This is a genomic window from Streptomyces sp. L2 (assembly GCF_004124325.1).
In the GTDB taxonomy this organism is placed as follows: Bacteria; Actinomycetota; Actinomycetes; order Streptomycetales; family Streptomycetaceae; genus Streptomyces.
In genome coordinates this window covers 6,673,771-6,691,231 of sequence record NZ_QBDT01000001.1, presented here as the reverse complement: position 1 = coordinate 6,691,231, position 17,461 = coordinate 6,673,771, and the positions used below count along the sequence as shown (strand labels likewise).

Annotated in this window: 16 protein-coding genes; 10 read left to right on the top strand and 6 right to left on the bottom strand. The window is 73.8% G+C overall.

All coding sequences use genetic code 11. From position 1 onward, the window contains the following. Positions 1–29: 29 nt before the first annotated feature. The 3 genes from DBP14_RS30060 to DBP14_RS30050 form a co-directional block, all read right to left on the bottom strand. Positions 30–908 (bottom strand): hypothetical protein, encoded by an 879-nt coding sequence (locus DBP14_RS30060; protein ID WP_129310422.1) that lies wholly within the window; start codon positions 906–908, stop codon positions 30–32. A 181-nt stretch (positions 909–1,089) separates the two neighbouring features. Then, complete coding sequence (locus tag DBP14_RS30055) at positions 1,090–2,616, bottom strand: hypothetical protein (RefSeq protein ID WP_129310420.1); 1,527 nt, start codon at positions 2,614–2,616, stop codon at positions 1,090–1,092. 55 nt (positions 2,617–2,671) lie between these two features. Further along, positions 2,672–3,367: a GntR family transcriptional regulator gene (locus tag DBP14_RS30050; RefSeq protein ID WP_129310418.1), complete on the bottom strand. Its 696-nt coding sequence runs from the start codon at positions 3,365–3,367 to the stop codon at positions 2,672–2,674. A gap of 126 nt (positions 3,368–3,493) precedes the next feature. On the opposite strand from DBP14_RS30050, the gene DBP14_RS30045 reads away from it, so the two are divergent. The 5 genes from DBP14_RS30045 to DBP14_RS30025 all read left to right on the top strand — a co-directional run bounded on the left by DBP14_RS30045 (position 3,494) and on the right by DBP14_RS30025 (position 7,988). Beyond that, on the top strand, positions 3,494–4,813 hold the full coding sequence (locus tag DBP14_RS30045) for an MFS transporter (protein WP_129310415.1): 1,320 nt from the start codon (positions 3,494–3,496) through the stop codon (positions 4,811–4,813). Positions 4,814–4,818: 5 nt separating this feature from the next. Continuing rightward, positions 4,819–5,649 (top strand): putative hydro-lyase, encoded by an 831-nt coding sequence (locus DBP14_RS30040; RefSeq protein WP_129312155.1) that lies wholly within the window; start codon positions 4,819–4,821, stop codon positions 5,647–5,649. A 65-nt stretch (positions 5,650–5,714) separates the two neighbouring features. Beyond that, on the top strand, positions 5,715–6,473 hold the full coding sequence (locus DBP14_RS30035) for a 5-oxoprolinase subunit PxpA (protein WP_129310413.1): 759 nt from the start codon (positions 5,715–5,717) through the stop codon (positions 6,471–6,473). Beyond that, a complete protein-coding gene (locus tag DBP14_RS30030; protein WP_129310412.1) occupies positions 6,470–7,087 on the top strand; it encodes an allophanate hydrolase subunit 1 in 618 nt (205 codons plus the stop codon). The genes DBP14_RS30035 and DBP14_RS30030 overlap by 4 nt, the downstream gene beginning before the upstream one ends. Before the next feature lie 31 nt (positions 7,088–7,118). Beyond that, positions 7,119–7,988 (top strand): biotin-dependent carboxyltransferase family protein, encoded by an 870-nt coding sequence (locus DBP14_RS30025; RefSeq protein WP_129310410.1) that lies wholly within the window; start codon positions 7,119–7,121, stop codon positions 7,986–7,988. Between the two features lie 371 nt (positions 7,989–8,359). Here DBP14_RS30025 and DBP14_RS30020 read toward each other — a convergent pair whose 3' ends face one another. Both DBP14_RS30020 and DBP14_RS30010 read right to left on the bottom strand, forming a co-directional pair. Continuing rightward, the gene (locus DBP14_RS30020) at positions 8,360–9,778 is read right to left on the bottom strand and encodes a HEAT repeat domain-containing protein (RefSeq protein ID WP_129310408.1); all 1,419 of its coding nucleotides are present in this window, start codon (positions 9,776–9,778) and stop codon (positions 8,360–8,362) included. Between the two features lie 300 nt (positions 9,779–10,078). Then, positions 10,079–10,471: an ankyrin repeat domain-containing protein gene (locus DBP14_RS30010; RefSeq protein WP_129310406.1), complete on the bottom strand. Its 393-nt coding sequence runs from the start codon at positions 10,469–10,471 to the stop codon at positions 10,079–10,081. A 264-nt stretch (positions 10,472–10,735) separates the two neighbouring features. On the opposite strand from DBP14_RS30010, the gene DBP14_RS30005 reads away from it, so the two are divergent. Further along, positions 10,736–10,930 (top strand): hypothetical protein, encoded by a 195-nt coding sequence (locus DBP14_RS30005; RefSeq protein WP_037742059.1) that lies wholly within the window; start codon positions 10,736–10,738, stop codon positions 10,928–10,930. 40 nt (positions 10,931–10,970) lie between these two features. Further along, positions 10,971–12,593 carry a hypothetical protein gene (locus DBP14_RS30000; protein ID WP_129310398.1) on the top strand — a complete coding sequence of 541 codons (1,623 nt, stop codon included), beginning with the start codon at positions 10,971–10,973 and terminating at the stop codon, positions 12,591–12,593. A 200-nt stretch (positions 12,594–12,793) separates the two neighbouring features. Here the strand turns inward: DBP14_RS30000 and DBP14_RS29995 are convergent, their stop codons facing one another. Beyond that, positions 12,794–14,302 carry a PLP-dependent aminotransferase family protein gene (locus DBP14_RS29995; RefSeq protein ID WP_129310396.1) on the bottom strand — a complete coding sequence of 503 codons (1,509 nt, stop codon included), beginning with the start codon at positions 14,300–14,302 and terminating at the stop codon, positions 12,794–12,796. A 102-nt stretch (positions 14,303–14,404) separates the two neighbouring features. Between DBP14_RS29995 and DBP14_RS29990 the strand changes: the two genes are divergently transcribed. Genes DBP14_RS29990 through DBP14_RS29980 form a run of 3 tightly spaced genes read left to right on the top strand, consistent with a single transcriptional unit; the run spans position 14,405 to position 17,241 of the window. Next, entirely contained in the window at positions 14,405–15,058 is a 654-nt protein-coding gene (locus tag DBP14_RS29990; RefSeq protein WP_129310394.1) for a hypothetical protein, read from the top strand. Continuing rightward, positions 15,055–15,825, top strand: coding sequence for a glycerophosphodiester phosphodiesterase (locus DBP14_RS29985; protein WP_129310393.1), 771 nt, complete (start codon positions 15,055–15,057; stop codon positions 15,823–15,825). Before DBP14_RS29990 ends, DBP14_RS29985 begins: the two co-directional genes overlap by 4 nt. A 60-nt stretch (positions 15,826–15,885) precedes the next feature. Beyond that, on the top strand, positions 15,886–17,241 hold the full coding sequence (locus tag DBP14_RS29980) for an MFS transporter (protein WP_129310391.1): 1,356 nt from the start codon (positions 15,886–15,888) through the stop codon (positions 17,239–17,241). The last annotated feature ends 220 nt before the right edge of the window (positions 17,242–17,461 follow it).

The following is a 17,461-nucleotide window of genomic DNA, read 5'->3' as shown; positions in this document are numbered from 1 at the left end:
TCGTCAGTGTGGTCGAAACGTTCGGTGGGTCAGGAGTGGAACGGCAGTCCGGCGCCGGCCACCAGGTCCAGGTCGTCGGAGTCCTCGCCGGGCAGCAGGCTGGCGGTGCCGTCGGTGACCGGGACGACGCCGAGGTCCAGCAGTTCGGCCATGGCGGCGGCCCCGGCCATGTCGCGGACCTGGAGCTGGTAGCGGGCGGTGGTGCGGTAGGTGCCGCCGTTGTCGTCGCCGGTGCGCTGCAGGAAGCCGGAGTCGGTGAGGAAGGCCGCGGCCTTGGCGACGATGCCGGTGGTGGAGGCGGCGGGCCGGCGCGCGTCCTTGGTGGCACCGGTCGCGCTGCGTCTCGCCCAGATCCGCCAGGCCGCTTCCAGGCCGGGCGCGTCGGTGGCGGGGTCGGTGTTCTCGCCCTGTTGCTCGGCGCGTTCCTCCAGGCGGCGGCAGGCCTGCCGGACGAAGGCGTCGACGCCGTTGACGGTGATACGGCCGATGTAGGCGTCGTCGGCCAGGTCCTCGGGGCGCGGGAAGGCCAGCGCGGCGACCGCGAGATGGGCCAGGCCGTGCAGGAAGCGGTCTCCGGAGTCGGCGGCGGTGCGACGCGCGTAGTCGCCCATGCGGACGGCGAACACCGAGTCCTCGGCGGCGGTCACGGCCATTCCCGCGCGCGGGGACACCTCCAGTACGACGAGGCCCAGGCCGGCGGCGACGGCGTCGGCGAGCCGCGCGAACGGGGGGTCGTCCCGGTAGCGGCGGAGCAGTTCGGTGTACTCCTGGTCGCGGGCGGGCTGCAGTTTGGGCTGCAGTCCGAAGGCGACGAGCCGGGCCGCGTCGGCGGCGTCGGCGGGGGTGACGGCGGCGGACACCGACGGCGCCGGCGTCTCCGTGTCAGTCCACTCGACATGCTCGCTCACGGCCGGGGCTCCTTGGTCTTCAGAACAGTGTTCGGAACGGTGTTGAGTACGGCGCCGGGCGCGGGCGCGGCGGTCTTGGGAACGGCGCGCGGCGCGGGCGCGGCAGCCTTGGGAACGGCGCCGGCTGCGGGCGCGGCGGTCTTGAGTACGGCGCCGGATGGGGGCGCCGCCGGTAGGTCCCTCACGCGGCCTCCGTCCGGTCGGCCGCCATGCCCGCCGCGTCCAGCAGGGCCGTGCCGACGATCAGGTCGGCCCCGCCGAACTCGGGGTCGTCCAGTTCCGTGCCGTCGTCCACGGCGAACAGCAGCTTCTCCTCGCCCTGCCGGTAGGCGGTGCCGACCGGGGGGCTGGCCGCGTGCACGGCCAGCAGCGCGACGAGATAGGGCAGGTCGGGATCCTGCGCGCGGGCGTCGGCGAGCAGCCCGGACAGTCTGCGCGGCGCGTCGGCGGGCAGGTCCAGCAGTTCCATGGCGGACGCCAGCTGCTCCTCGCTGAACCGGCTGTCGTCCGGCGTGGCGATGAGGTCGGGCTCGGGCATCTCCGCGCCCAGGTGCTCCCGTTCCTGGGGCGGCGTCAGCAGTATCCCGACCAGGTCACTCACCCTGACCGACACCGGCGTGCGCGGCCCGGTTCCGCGCGCGAAGAAGGCGTCGGTGACCCGGACCGCCTGTTCCAGGGGCAACGGCAGGGCCGGCGCGACGAGATGGCCGTACAGGTCGATGCCGGAGGTCGCGGCGGGTGTGGCGAAGGCCTGCCGGTCCTGTTCGGCGCGGAAGAGGGGGCCCGCCTCCAGCAGGCGGGACTGGAGCTGGGTGTGGCGGCGGATGCAGTCCTTGACGATGTCGACCAGCTCGGCGGCCCGCCGCTTGTGCTCGGGGTCCTCCGTCTCGTCGCGCGCCTTGCGGATGTTGGTGAGGATCGCGTTCTCGTGCCGGTACCGGTCGGCGACGTGTTCCAGGGCCTCGGCGATCATGTCGGGGACGGCGCTGAGCCAGTCCACCGCGCGCACGTTGCGCCGGGTGGCGTCCAGGGCCCGGCGCAAGGTCTCGGAGTACTGCACGGTGCGGTAGCGGGCCTGTTCGGCGGCGAGCTGGGCGTCGGCGAGGCGGCCGCGGCTGATCAGCACCTCCAGCTTGACCTCGGCGGCGATCTGGGCGCTGGTGACGTCGGTGTCGAGGGCGCCCACCAGCACGTTGACGGCCTCGTCGGTGGTGCGGAGGTAGACCGTGCCGCCGGGGCCGGGGACCTCCTCGATCAGCTTGAAGTCGTAGTCCCGGCGGACGTAGGTGCCGTCGGGGGCGAACGTGCCGTACACCGCGCGGAAGCCGCGGTCCACGCTGCCGACGTTGATCAGGTTCTCCAGGACCCAGCGGGCCACGCGCTCGTGCTCGGCGACGGGCCGCCGCGGGGCCTGGGCGGCGATGCGCGGGATGAGCCGGGCGACGATCTGCTCGTGGTCGGCGCCCGTGTCGAAGTCCATGTTCAGCGTGACCAGGTCGATGGCGGCCAGGGCCACCTCGGCCATGCCGTAGACCGAGTACTCACCGGCGAGGTTGGCCTTGCGCTGATCGAGGTCGTGCAGCGGCGCGGTACAGGCGAGCGCGCGCAGCCGCCGCGCCAGCCTCTCGTCGGCGGCCGGCCCCGGAGCGGGGCGCGGCCCCGCGCTGAGCTGGGGCGGAACACGGTCCGTCGGTGCAGGCGAAGTCACGGTGCACAGATTAGGTCCTCGGTCTGACAACGGCCCAAACGACGTCCCGGTGCCGCTACGGGGTGCCGTCCACCCGGCGCCGGTACACCTCGACGACCCGCTGGAGGGAGTCGGCGAGATAGGTCTCCAGCAGCCGCTCCGCCTCCCGGCGGTCGCCCGCCTCCAGGGCCTCGAGCAGCCGGCGGTTGCGGACGAGGTAGGGCTCGTGCAGCCGGCGCGGGTGGTCCACGACGTGGAAGGCGAGGCGCAGTTCGGCGAAGACGCTGCGCATCAGCTCGTCGGTGCGCTCGCTGCCGGCGAGGGCGACCAGCTCGCGGTGGAAGTGGATGTTGGCCGTGCCCAGCGCTTTCCAGTCATTCTCGGCGGCCGCCACCTGGCCGTCGGTGACGGCGGCGGCCAGCTCCTCCAGCGGGTACGGCGGGTCGCCGAGGCCCCGGACGACGGCGCACTCGACCAGGGCCCGGGTGCGGTAGATGTCCTCGACGTCCTCGACGGTGGGGACCCGGACGAAGACGCCGCGGTTGAGCTCGTGGACCAGCAGGCGCTCGTGGGTGAGCAGCCGGAACGCCTCGCGCAGGGTGTTGCGGGAGACGCCGAGCGCCCCGCCGATGCTGTCCTCCGACAGGCGGGTGCCCGGCGGGAAGAAGCCCTCGGCGATCCGGCTCCTGAGGATGTCCGAGACCCGCTCGGCGGTGCTGGTGCGCCCCAGGAGCGCCCGGTCGTCGGCCAGTTCCGTCAACTGCTCTGCCATGCCCGGAATTCAAGCGCAGACCCGGGAACGAAACAACAGGGGTATTGAAGGATCGTTGAACGATCCTCTACGGTGCTCCGCACGGCTCGTTTCCCAGCACCCTCCGTCCCCCTCTGCGAGGTGCCCATGAGCATGACCCCGTCACCCCCGCCCGTGGCCTCCGGCGTGCGCCCGGCGCACGGTGAAGGCGCCGACCAGGACCGCGCCTTCGGCTGGCTGCGCGCCCTCGGCCCGGGCGGCCGACGCGCGTTCGCCGGCGCTTTCGGCGGGTACGCCCTGGATTCCTACGACTACTTCGCCCTGCCGCTGAGCATGGTGGCGCTCTCCGCCTACTTCGGCCTGGACAGCGGCCAGACCGGGCTGCTCACCACCGTCACGCTGGTGGTCTCCGCTGTCGGCGGTGCCCTGGCCGGCGTGCTCGCGGACCGGGTGGGCCGGGTCCGGGCGCTGATGATCACGGTGAGCACCTACGCCGTCTTCACCGTGGCCTGCGGTTTCGCGCCCGACTACGGAACGCTGCTGGTCTGCCGCGCCCTGCAGGGCCTCGGCTTCGGCGGTGAGTGGGCGGTCGGCGCGGTCCTGGTCGCCGAGTACGCGAGCGCGCGCCACCGGGGCCGCACCCTGGGCGCGGTCCAGAGTTCCTGGGCGGTCGGCTGGGCACTCGCGGCCGTCGTCTACACGCTGGTCTTCTCCTTCACCGGTGACGACCTGGCCTGGCGCGTCATGTTCTGGACCGGCGCGCTCCCCGCGCTGCTCGTGCTGTGGCTGCGCCGCCGCGTGCACGACGCCCCGGAGGCGACGGCGGCCCGCGAACACAGCCCGCGGCGCGGCTCGTTCACCGCGATCTTCCGGCCCGGCCGGGACGGCGCCCGGGGACTGCTGCGCACCACGGTCTTCGCGAGCCTGCTGTCCACGGGCGTGCAGGGCGGCTACTACACGCTGGCCACCTGGGTGCCGACGTATCTCAAGACCGACCGCGGCCTGTCCGTCGTCGGCACCGGCGGCTACCTGACCTTCCTGATCTCCGGCGCCTTCCTCGGCTATCTGACCGGCGGTCACCTCACCGACCGGCTGGGCCGGCGCCGCACCATCTGGCTGTTCGCCCTGCTCTCGGCGATCTGCGTCCTGGTGTACGCGAACATCCCGCAGGGCGCCGACACCCTGCTGCTGGTGCTCGGCTTCCCGCTCGGTTTCTGCATGTCGGCCATCTTCAGCGGGTTCGGCTCCTACCTGAGCGAGCTGTACCCGACCGAGGTGCGCGGCACGGGGCAGGGCTTCACCTACAACACGGGGCGCGCGGTGGGCGCCGTGTTCCCCACCCTGGTCGGCTTCCTGGCCGACAGCTGGGGCGTGGGCGGCGCGCTCGTCTTCGGCGCGATCGGCTACGGCATCGCGGCCCTGGCGCTGCTCGGGCTGCCGGAGACGCGCGGGAAGGAACTGGCGTGACGCGGGTGAACCGTACCGACGACCGTCCGGTGACCCTCGCCGACCCGCACGCGCGCGCGTGGAGCCCGCAGACTGCCCGGGCCCGTTTCCGGGCGGGCCTGGCCGGCCCCACGGCCGGCGTCTCGGCGGGCCACACCCAGGCCAACCTGATCGCGGTCCCGGCGGACTGGGCGTACGACATGCTGCTGTTCTGCCAGCGCAACCCCCGCCCCTGCCCGGTCCTCGACGTCACGGACGCGGGTTCGGTCACGACCGTCCTCGCCCCCGGCGCCGACCTGCGCACCGACCTGCCGCGCTACCGGGTGTGGCGGGACGGCGAGCTCGTCGAGGAGCCGACGGACGTCCGGGCGCACTGGCGCGGCGACCTGGTGTCGTTCCTGCTGGGCTGCAGCTTCACCTTCGAGTGGGCGCTGGCCCGGGCGGGCGTCCCCATCCGTCATGTGGAGCAGGGCCGCAACGTGCCGATGTACGTGACCGGCCGGCCGTGCCGGCCGGCGGGCCGGCTGAGCGGGCCCATGGTGGTGTCGATGCGCCCGGTGCCGCCGGAGCACCTGCGGGCGGCGATCCGGGAGAGCGGCCTGCTGCCGGCCGTGCACGGCGGCCCCGTGCACTGCGGCGACCCCTCGGCCCTGGGCATCGCGGACCTCGGCCGGCCGGACTTCGGCGACGCGGTGGACGTGGGGCCGGACGACATCCCGGTGTTCTGGGCGTGCGGGGTGACCCCGCAGGCGGCGGTGACGGCCTCCCGGCCGCCGTTCGCGATCACCCACGGGCCGGGCCAGATGTTCCTGACCGACGCCCGGGACGAGCAGTACCGGGTGGTCGGCGTGGACTGACCCCGGCCGGCGCCGTCACCCCCGTACGACCACGGACCACGACTCATGGAGACACGGAAAGACCGATGAGCACGATCGATCTGAACGCCGACCTCGGCGAGGGCTTCGGCCGCTGGCGGCTGACCGACGACGAACAGCTGCTGTCCGTCGTCACCAGCGCCAACGTGGCCTGCGGCTTCCACGCCGGGGACGCGGCCACCATGCGCCGGGTGTGCGAGCTGGCCGTGGAACGCGGGGTGACGATCGGCGCCCAGGTCTCCTACCGGGACCTCGCCGGCTTCGGGCGCCGCTCGATGGACGTGCCGCCCGCCGAGCTGGCCGCCGAGGTGGCCTACCAGGTCGGCGCCCTGGAGGTCTTCGCGCGGGCGGCGGGCGCGCGCGTGGCGTACGTCAAGCCGCACGGGGCGCTCTACAACCGGGTGGTGCACGACGAGGAGCAGGCACGTGCTGTGGTCGACGGCGTGCGCCTGGCGGACGCCGGCCTGCCCGTGCTGGGGCTGCCCGGCTCGCGTCTGCTGGCGCTGGCCGGTGAGGCGGGCCTGCCGGCCGTGCCGGAGGCGTTCGCGGACCGCGCCTACACGGACGAGGGCACGCTGGTGCCGCGCGGCCGGCACGGTGCCGTGGTGAGCGATCCCGAGGCCGTCGTGGAGCGCTCGGTGGGGCTCGCGCGAGGCGGCACGGTCACCGCGCACTCCGGCGCGTCCATCGCGGTGCGCGCCCGTTCGCTGTGCCTGCACGGGGACACCCCGGGCGCGGTGCGGCTGGCCCGCCGCGTGCGGGAGCACCTGGTGGCGGCGGGCGTGACGGTGGAGGCGTTCGCATGAGGACGCTGCCGGTCGGCGACGACGCGCTGCTCGTGGAGCTCGCCACCGCCGAGGAGGCGCGCGCCCTGCACGCGGAGCTGCTGCGCCGCCGCGCCGAGGGCTCGCTGAGGGTGCGCGAGATCGTCCCGGCGGCCCGTACGGTGCTGCTCGACGGCCTCGACGACCTGCTCCGTTGGACAACCGAACTGACCGACTCCCCCGTTCCGGCCGCTCCCCCGCGCGCGCGGGAGCTGGTCGAACTCCCGGTGCGCTACGACGGCCCGGACCTCGCCGCGGTCGCAGCGCACTGGAAGGTGGCCGGGCACGAGGTCGCCGGTATCCACGCGGGGACCGAGTTCACGGTCGCCTTCTGCGGCTTCTCGCCCGGTTTCGGCTACCTCACCGGCCTGCCCGCGCGGTACGACGTCCCGCGCAGGGCCACCCCGCGTACGGCGGTCCCGGCGGGCGCCGTGGCCCTGGCGGGCCCGTACACGGGCGTGTACCCGCGCTCGTCCCCGGGCGGCTGGCAGCTGATCGGCACGACGGACGCACCCCTGTGGGACCCCGCCCGCACCCCGGCCGCCCTGCTCTCCCCCGGCACCCGGGTGCGGTTCGTGACGGTGGGGACGACATGACCGGCCGGTCCACGGTCGCGGTGGTGATCGCATGACCGACCGCGCGCTCGTCGTCGTACGGGCGGGGGTGCTGACCACGGTGCAGGACCGCGGGCGGCCGGGGTACGCGCACCTCGGCGTGCCGCGTTCCGGGGCGCTAGACGCCGCCGCCGCGGCGCTCGTGAACCGGCTCGTCGGCAATCCGCGGGACGCGGCCGTGCTGGAGACGACACTCACCGGGTGCGCGCTGCGGCCCCGGTCCACGGTGACCGTCGCGGTCGGGGGCGCGCCCTGTGCCGTCACGGTGGGGGGCCGCCCCGCCGCCTGGGGCGCCCCGGTCGTCGTCCCGGCCGGTGAGGTGCTCGACGTGGGACCGGCCACGGCGGGAGCGCGCGCCTATGTGGCCGTCTCCGGTGGCGTCGCCGTGGAGCCGGTTCTCGGCAGCCGGGCCACCGATCTGCTGTCCGGGCTCGGCCCGCCACCGCTCGCCGAGGGCATGGTGCTGCCGCTCGGCAGGCCGTCCGGACCGCCCGCGCGCGTGGACGCCGCGCCGCAGCCGCGTCCGCCGGCCGAGCTGGTGCTGCGGGTCGCCCTGGGGCCGCGCGACGACTGGTTCACACCGGAAGCCGTACGGGGGTTCACCGGGCGTGGGTACCGGGTCTCGTCGGCGAGCAACCGCATCGGCCTGCGGACGGAGGGGCCCGCGCTGGAGCGGGCCCGGCCCGGTGAACTGGAGAGTGAGGGCATGGTGCTCGGTGCGGTCCAGGTGCCGCCGGACGGCCGCCCCGTGGTCTTCCTGGCCGACCATCCGACCACCGGGGGCTACCCGGTGATCGCCGTGGTCCGGCCCGCCGACCTCGCGGCCGCTGCCCAGGCGGTGCCCGGCACGCCGGTCCGCTTCGTGGCGGCACGCCACCGCTGAGCGCGTACCCGGCCTCTCACCGACGGTGGCGGATCCGGCCGGGACGCAACCGCTGAGCGGTGTTCTCAGCCGCACGCGCTCGACCGGCGGCATCGGCGCCCCGGCCGTCATACGGCCGAGGGCCGCCTTCGCCCGCTGTCACGTCTGGCTGCTGTTTCGCGTCCCCGCTGGGCCCGGTCGGGGCGACAAGGCCCCTCGTCGAGGCAGCCGCCGCTCGCACGGGAGCCGGGCCGCTCCGCGCGCTGACGCGTCTCGTGAGCGGCTCCGCCGTAGGGTCCGGTAAGGGCGGGGCCCGGGGCCGCGGAGCGCCCGGCGGGACCGGGCCGGGCGGCGGTGCGTCTGACGGCGGACCGGCACGCGGCTTCCCGGAGTCAGGACACCGGGCCCTCCGGGGTGATGCGGCTCCGTACGGCCGTCTGTACCTCTGCTTCCTCGGCCGGGTCGGCGGCGAGGCGGCGGAGGCGTTCGACGACGCGGGTGTCGCCGGTCTCGGCGTGCCGGGCGGCGAGTTCGCGGGTGGTCTCCTCGCAGTCCCAGAGGCATTCGACGGCGAAGCCGGTGGCGAAGGAGGGATCGGTGGCGGCCAGGGCGCGGGCGGCGCGGCCGCGGAGGTGGGAGGAGGCCGTCTCGCGGTAGATGTGGCGCAGCACGGGGGCCGCGCAGGCGATGCCGAGTCGTCCGGCGCCGTCGACGAGGGTCCACAGGGTCGGCGCGTCGGGGCCCTCGCCCCGTACGGCCTCGCGGAGGGCGGCGAGGACGAGGTCCTTGTCCCGGGCTCCGCCGCGGCAGGCGAGCACGCGTCCGGCGGCGGCGCCGAGGGCGTCGGGCCGGTGGGCCCACCCGCGCGCGCGGTCGACGGCGGCGACGCAGCGCATCCGTTCGAAGGCGTCGACGGCGGCCTCGACCACGCCGGCCGGTCCGCTGGTCGCGGCGGCCTCGATGAGATCGAGGGCGTCGGGGTCGTTGCTGTCGGCGAGGTAGCGCAGCGCGGTGCAGCGGGCGCCCTCGCTGCCGTCCCGGGCGGCCCGGACGATCTCCGGCCGGTCCTCGGGGCCGGCGACGGCGACCAGGCAGCGGGCGGCGGGGACATGCAGTGCGGCGCCGCGTTCGACGCCCTGCTGAGCCCACTCGAAGACGGCGTTCACGCTCCAGCCAGGGCGCGGTCCGGTGGGCCGCATCTGACGCTGCCAGCGGTCGAAATTGCCCGTCTCCTGGGCGGCACGCACGCGCGTGGCGACCGATTCGCGGGGATCGTCGGCCCACAGCCGCCAGGGGCGGGGCTCGAAGGCGTCGCGGACGGCCGCGGCCAGTTCGGCCTCGCCCTCGGGATCGGCGGGGAAGCGGGCCAGCACCGGCGCCGCGAGGGCGCGCAGGGCGGCGTCGTCGTCCCTCAGGGCCAGCTCGTCCAGGGCCCAGGCCCAGTTGGAGCCATGGGCGGCGTACCTGCGCAGCAGTTCGAGCGCGTCCCGCCGGCCGTAGGAGGCGAGGTGCCCGAGAACGGCGAGGGCGAGGCCGGTACGGGACTCGTCGGTGTCGAGGACGTCCTCGGCGTCGAAGAGGTGCGCCTCGATGGCGTCCAGCTCGCCGTCCAGGTCGAGGTAGAGCCGCGCGCAGTACAGGGAGCGGTTCTCCACGTGCCAGTCGTGGCGTGGATCGTGGAGCACACAGTGGTTCAGGGCCGCCAGGGCTTCCGCGCGGGGGGCGGTGAGCGCGTGCAGCGTGCCGTCGCCGCGGCCGCGCTGAAGCAGGCCGAGCAGCGTTCCGCTGGGCGCTATGACCGGATCGAACATGGGAAACAGCCTCACATCAAGCGTCGACGCAACCGGGGACCACGCACTACCTGGCCGCGTGACACAACGTCGGGGCGCCCGCCGTCTCTTGCTTGCTGTAGACCATCTTCCTCTGCCTCTCGTCGGTGGCCCTCGCGGACCGCATCACGGCCCGCGCGGTGCGGCAACACCTGCCCAGCCATCGCGTCCGTGAATCACATCGCCATGATGACCGGCGCTTTCCGCTGCCGCGACCGTATTTCCGGCGGCCTTTTACCGCCTCCCCCGTTTTCCGTGTCGTACCTGGTAGGAACGTTCGGATCAGTGTGCGCCGAACAATTCCAGGAGTTCCGTCCTGCCGAACATGCGTGCCGTGTCCGTAGCCGAGGGGGTGCCCTCACCGGGATCGGCCCCGCCCTCCAGGAGGGCTTTGATCACGTCCGTCTCACCCTTGAAGACGGCCCCCGCGAGCGGGGTCTGGCCCCGGTCGTTGACCTGGTCCGCCGCGGCGCCCCGGGCGAGCAGGGCACGGACCGCGTCGGCGTGGCCGTGGTAGGCGGCGAGCATCACCAGGGAGTCGCCGCGGTCGTTCGTGAGGCCGGCCGGCACACCCGCGTCGACGTACGCCACGAGCGCCTCGGTCTGACCCCGCCGGGCCAGGTCGAAGATCTTGGTCGCCAGCTCCACGACCTCGGGGTCGGGGGCTTCGCTCATCGGCCGGTCCGCCTCTCTTACAACCGTTCGGGTGAATCGCCAGGGTACTGGCTCGCGTCGTACATGAGCCGAAGTGCCGGAGGTAAAGATCACTTCAGACGCCACCGGGCGCAAGTGCCCTGCTCAACCGGCCCACGCACGACTGCGCCGACCGGGGGAAAACCTGCAGAAATCACCCAGTTGCACCTTTTGTCGTATAGATACATTCTGTGATCCTGGAAGAACTCATGGTGACTGTCCCCCCTCGACACCAGGAGATCGCAAATGATCCTCTCCATCTCAGGCGTCGTCCTGCTCGGCATCATCGTCTTCCTCTTCTTCAGAAAGGACGGCCTCAAGGCATCCCACGCCATGGTCTCGGCACTGTTCGGCTTCTATCTGGCGAGTACGGCCATCGCGCCGAGCATCAAGGCCGGAGGCGAGAGCCTGGCGAGCCTCCTCGGCGGAATCAAGTTCTGACACCGCCCGTCCTGCCCGTACCCACCGACAGGAGACAGCCGTGGCCCGCCGCCCTCTCCCCCGCATTCTGAGCAACGGCAGCGCGCAGACCGCCCGCACGCAGATCGCCCGGAGCCGGGAGCTGGCCCGGACGGCGGCCGACAGCGCCACCGACGTCCTCCACCCGCTGATCACCATCACGCGCGGGCTGCGCCAACTGGCCTCGGCCGGGCGGCGCAGATGGGCCGAGACGCCCAAGGACAAGCGCGGGCCGCTGCTGTTCCTGGTGGCCTCGCTGGTCCTGGTGGTGGCACTGGTGCCGTACGGTCCGCTGCTCGCCGCCGTCACGGTGATGGGCGCGGCGGCCTGGCAGGGGCGTGATCGCACCCCGCCGGAACCCGACGGGCCCGACGAGTCGCAGGCCCAGCGGCTCCAGTCCCTGTACGAGGCCCTCGTCCCGTACTTCTCGACCGCCGAGGACCCGGCTCCGGTGTACGCGCACGGCGGGGAGTGGGAAAAGGCGTTCGCCGAGCACGAGTTCGACGACGCCGGGCGCGTCGGGCGGCTCGTGATCCGCTACCCGGCGTACTTCCCGGACGGCGAGCCCGAGGCCCGCGCGCGGGTCGAGCAGCTGCTCGCCGCCAAGGCGGGCCGGGGCCGCGAGTACCACTACGCGTGGGACGAGGAGGGCAACCAGCTCACGGTGACCGTCCTCGACCCGCTGCCCACCGACATCGCCGCCCAGCGCTTCGTGACGGCGCCGGGCGAGACGGTGCTCGGCTTCACCGACCCCACCGAGATGCCGCGCACGCTTCCCCTCGCCTACGGGGAGGAGCAGCGCGACGTGCCGCCGGTGGTCTGGCGGACCGGCATCCGCTCCACGGAACCGCATCTGCTGGCCATGGGGCAGCCGGGCAGCGGCACCTCGACGCTGCTGCGCTCCATCGCCCTGCAGGCCCTCCACCACGGCGACGTGCTGATCGTCGACGGCGGCGGCACCGGCGAGTACGCGTGCCTGACCGGCCGGGACGGCGTCCTGGCCGTCGAGTGCGGGCTGGCCGGGGCGGTGGCCAGCCTGGAGTGGGCCGCGCACGAGACCGAGCGCCGGCTCGTCGCCGTCAACAAGGCCCGGCAGGCGGGCGATCCGCCGCCCGAGGACACCAGACGACCGCTGTGGCTCCTGCTGGACCGGCCGACCGCGTTCGCCCACCTCGCGGCGGCGGACGGGCGCAAGGATCCGCAGGCGCTGCTGCAGGTGCCGCTGCGGCACGGCCGCGCCGCGAACGTGACCGTGGTGGTGGCCGAGCAGTTCGACAGCGCGGAGGCGCTGAGCGAGGCGGTACGGCAGCACACGCGCGCGCGTGTCGTGCTCGGGCCGGCGGCGGCCGCGCAGGTGCGGGCCGTGCTGGGGGTGCGGCCGCACACGACGCCGCTCGACCAGGTTCCGCCGGGGCGGGGGTACGCGCGGCTGGGCAGCGGGGCCGTGCACCGGCTGCAGGTGCCGCGCACACCTGACCCCTACGACGACGCGACCAGCGAGGCCGACCGGCAGGCGGTGGAGGCGCTGCTGCCTTCGCGCACGACGCCGGCGGACGCGGAGGGGGTGGAGTCGACGCCGGTCACTACGGAGGCGGTTGCCACGGAAGCGGTTCCTGCGGAAGCGGTGGCCGCGGAACCCGCATAGCGCTGCCGCCGTGGTGGGCCGGGGGTGGGCTTCTCCTCCCGGCGCTGCCACAGTGCCGCTGCGCCCACCCGTGCCGCCCCCAGCGGCACGCATGCCCGCAGCTGGGTAGCCCCGTAAGGGGCGCGGGGAACTGCGCGACCAGCCACAGCGCACCCGCACCGTACCCGACGGCGGACGAGGGCCCGGGGCCGGCGGCCGCCTTATGCCACGAACGTGCGGGGGGACTCGGTGGAAGGGGAGGCGCCCTGTTCGACCAGGTGGGCCGCGGCGGCCAAGCGGGCCGCGGCCTCGTCGGCGACGGCGCCGCCGACGGTGAACGGCAGCCGCACGTACCCCTCGAAGGCGCCGTCCACGCCGAAGCGGGGCCCGGAGGGGACGCGGACGCCCACGCGTTCGCCGGCCTCGGCGAGTCGGGAGCCGGACAGCCCCCCGGCGCGGACCCAGAGGGTGAGACCCCCCTGGGGGACCTCGAACTCCCAGCCGGGCAGCTCGCGGCGGAGCGCCGTCACCAGGGCGTCCCGGTTCTCGCGGGCCTGACCGCGCCGCAGCTCCAGCGCCTGTTCCCAGCCTCCCGTGCTCAGCAGCCAGGTCACGGCCAGCTGCTCCAGCACCGGGGTGCCCAGGTCGGCGTAGGCACGCGCGGCGACCAGGCTGCGGATGACGTCCGGCGCCGCCCGCACCCAGCCGATCCGCATGCCCGCCCAGAACGCCTTGCTGGCCGAGCCGACCGTGATCACCGTGGACCCGGCCGGATCGAACCCGCACACCGGACGGGGCATCCCCGTGGGCCCGATCTCGTCGTCCAGCCACAGCTCGGTCATCGTCTCGTCGGCGACCAGTACCGTGCCCGCCGAGCGGGCCGCGTCCACGAGCCGGCGCCGCTGGTCCTCGTCGGCGAGGGCGCCGGTGGGATTGTGGAAGTCGGCGACGACGTACGCGATCCGGGGCGCGGCCTCGCGCAGCACCTGGCGCCAGCGGTCCATGTCCCAGCCGGTGAGCCCCTCCGCCATCGCGACGGGCACGAGCCGCGCGCCCGCCTCCCGCATGAGCTGCAGGATGTTGGCGTAGGACGGCGACTCGACGGCGATGCGCTCGCCGCGGCCCCCGAACAGGTGGCAGATCGCGTCGATCGCGCCCATCGCCCCGGTCGTCACCATGATCTGCTCGGGCATGGTGGGGATGCCGCGCGCGGTGTAGCGCTCGGCGATCATCGCGCGCAGCGCGGGCAGCCCGGCCGGGTAGTCGCCGTGCGTGTGGGCGTACGGCGGCAGCTCCTCCAGCGCCCCCTGCACGGCACGGGTCAGCCACGGTTCGGGCGCCGGGAGGGCCGCGCAGCCCAGGTCGATCATCGAACCGAGCGCCTCCGGGGGCAGCGGTTCGAGGCCGCGGGCCGGGACCGGGTTCCCGGCCGGCACGGCGGTCCAGCTGCCCGCGCCGCGCCGGGACTCCAGGAAGCCCTCGGTGCGCAGCGCCTCGTAGGCGGCGGCGACGGTCGTACGGCTGACGGAGAGCCCCAGAGCCAGCTCGCGTTCGGCGGGCAGCCGGGCGGCCACCGGGACGCGCCCTTCGAGGACCAGCAGCCGGATGCCGTCGGCGAGCGCGCGGTAGGCCGGCGGGCGGCGCGTGCCCGGGCCGGCCGGACGGTCCTGCTGGGAGTTGAGCAGCCGGGCGAGCTGCGCGGCACCCACCGCAGAGGTCCACTGCGCCATGACGATCAGTCCACCTTCCCCGAATTGGCCATGGATGGCATCGCATCCCAAGCCACAGAGTGTCATGCGTCAGGCCACCGCCACCACCCAGGGGGGTACGTCGTGTCCACGCAGGGCCACATCGGACGACGGTTGATCCAGCTGTACGCCGGGCTCGCGCTGTACGGCGCCAGTTCGGCCCTTCTCGTCAGGGCGGGCCTGGGTCTGGAGCCCTGGAACGTGCTGCATCAGGGGCTCGCGAAGCTGACCGGCCTGACGATCGGGGTCGTCTCCATCGTCGTGGGGGCGGCCGTGCTGCTCCTGTGGATCCCGCTGCGGCAGCGCCCCGGCCTCGGCACGGTCTCCAACGTGTTCGCGGTCGGCCTCTCCATGGACGGCACCCTCGCCCTCGTCCCGGACGCGCACGGATTCGCCGTCCGGATCCCGCTGCTGCTGGCGGGCATCGTGCTGAACGGTGCGGCGACCGGCCTGTACATCGCGGCGAGCTTCGGTCCGGGCCCACGGGACGGTCTGATGACGGGGCTGCACCGGCGCACCGGCCGGTCGATCCGGCTGATGCGCACGAGCATCGAGGTCGTCGTGGTGGTCACGGGCTTCCTCCTGGGCGGCACCATCGGTGTCGGCACGCTGCTGTACGCGCTGTCGATCGGCCCGCTGGCCCAGCTGTTCCTGCGGGTGTTCGCCGCGACGGCGGCCGGGGCGGGAGGCACGGTCGTTGCGGCGCGGACCCCGGCGCGCGCGATACTGCGTCGGTGACGACGACCCTCATACGCCACCCGTACCTCGACCATCCCGGTCCGATCGCCTTCGCACACCGGGGCGGTGCGGCCGACGGGCTGGAGAACACGGCGGCGCAGTTCCGGCGCGCGGTGGCGCTCGGCTACCGGTACATCGAGACCGATGTGCACGCCACGGCGGACGGGCGGCTCGTCGCCTTCCACGACGCCACCCTGGACCGGGTGACCGACGGCGCGGGCCGTATCGCCGACCTGACGTGGGACGTCGTACGGCACGCGCGCGTGCGCGGCGAGGAGCCCGTGCCGCTCTTCGAGGAGCTGCTGGAGGCCTTCCCCTCGGTGCGCTGGAACGTGGACGTGAAGGCGGAGCCGGCGCTGCGGCCCCTGCTGGAGCTGGTCGAGCGCAGGGACGCCTGGGACCGGATCTGTGTCGGCTCGTTCTCGGAGGCGCGTGTGCTGCGGGCGCAGCGGCTGGCCGGACCGCGTCTGGCCACGTCGTTCGGCAGCCGGGGCGTGCTCGGACTGCGGCTGCGGTCCTGGGGGCTGCCGGCCGCGGTGCGCCGGTCCGCCGTGGCCGCGCAGGTGCCGGAGGCGCAGTCGGGCGTGCCCGTGGTCGACCACCGCTTCGTGCGCGCGGCCCACGCGCGCGGGCTGCAGGTGCACGTGTGGACGGTCAACGAACCGGAGCGGATGCACCGGCTCCTGGACCTGGGAGTCGATGGCATCATGACCGATCACATCGACACGTTGCGCGAGGTCATGGAGGACCGCGGCGTCTGGGTCTGACCGCCCAGGACCCGGGGCCGCGCCTTCGCACGGCACACATGCGGGGAAGCGAGGGCACGGGTGGACACCAAAACCGTGCGGGCACAGGCGGCCGACGAGGCCGCCGGACTGCGGCGCGAACAGCGCGGCTGGTACTTCTACGACTGGGCGTGCTCGGTCTATTCGACGAGCGTCCTCACCGTGTTCCTCGGCCCCTACCTGACCTCGGTCGCCGAGTCGGCGGCGGACGCCGACGGCTATGTGCACCCCCTGGGTCTGCCGGTGCGGGCGGGCTCGTTCTTCGCCTACTCCGTGTCGCTGTCGGTGATCGTGGCGGTCGTGCTGATGCCCCTGGTGGGGGCGGCGGCGGACCGCGGCGGCCGCAAGAAGCCGCTGCTCGGGGCCGCGGCGTACACCGGCGCCGCCGCGACGACGGGCATGTTCTTCCTGGACGGCGACCGCTATCTGCTCGGCGGGGTGCTGCTGGTCGTCGCCAACGCGGCGCAGTCCGTGGCGTCGATGCTCTACAACTCCTATCTGCCGCAGATCGCCCCGCCGGAGGACCGTGACGCCGTCTCCTCCCGCGGCTGGGCGTTCGGCTACGCGGCGGGCTCCCTGGTGCTCGTCGCCGACCTGGTCCTGTACTCGGCACACGGCTCCTTCGGACTGTCCGAGACGGCGGCGGTCCGGATCTGCCTGGCCTCCGCCGGTCTGTGGTGGGGCGCCTTCACGCTGGTGCCGCTACGGCGGCTGCGCGACCGCCACGCGCGTGGAGAGCGCGCGGCCGGCGCCGCCTCCCCCGGCCTGCGGCAGCTGGCGGCGACGGTGCGGGACATGCGCCGGCATCCGCTGACGCTCGCCTTCCTGCTGGCGTACCTGATCTACAACGACGGCATCCAGACGGTCATCACCCAGGCCTCGGTCTACGGCTCCGAGGAACTGGGGCTCGGGCAGTCCACGCTGATCACGGCGGTGCTGCTGGTACAGGTCCTGGCGGTGGCCGGTGCGCTCGCGATGGGCCGGCTGGCCCGGACGTACGGCGCGAAGCGAACGATCCTCGGGTCGCTGGTGGCGTGGACCGCGACGCTGGCGGCCGGGTACTTCCTGCCGGCGAAAGAGCCGGTGTTCTTCTTCGTGCTGGCCTGCGGTATCGGGCTGGTCCTGGGCGGCAGCCAGGCGCTGTCCCGGTCGCTGTTCTCGCACCTGGTGCCGCCCGGGAAGGAGGCCGAGTACTTCTCGGCGTACGAGCTGAGCGACCGCGGCATGAGCTGGCTCGGTCCGCTGCTGTTCGGGCTGACGTACCAGATCAGCGGAAGCTACCGGTCCGCGATCATCTCTCTGGTGGCGTTCTTTGTCATCGGTTTCGCCCTGCTCGCCCGGGTTCCGGTACGGCGTGCCGTCGCGGCGGCCGGGAACCCGGTGCCCGAGAAGATTTAGCACTCAACACGAAAGGGCGGTAGTGTACGCCTTTGGCCTGCCAGGCGTACCGTTACTGCGCGTCAAAGAAGCCGAAACGCTGGGTGACATCTGCTAGCAGATGTGACAAACCGGGCGCCGGTGGGTACGACATTGGTCAGCAAGGCTGCGGCTACGACGGCGACGCATGGCCCCGGATCGGGACTCGGGACGGGAATCTTTACCGCCGACCGGACGTTGA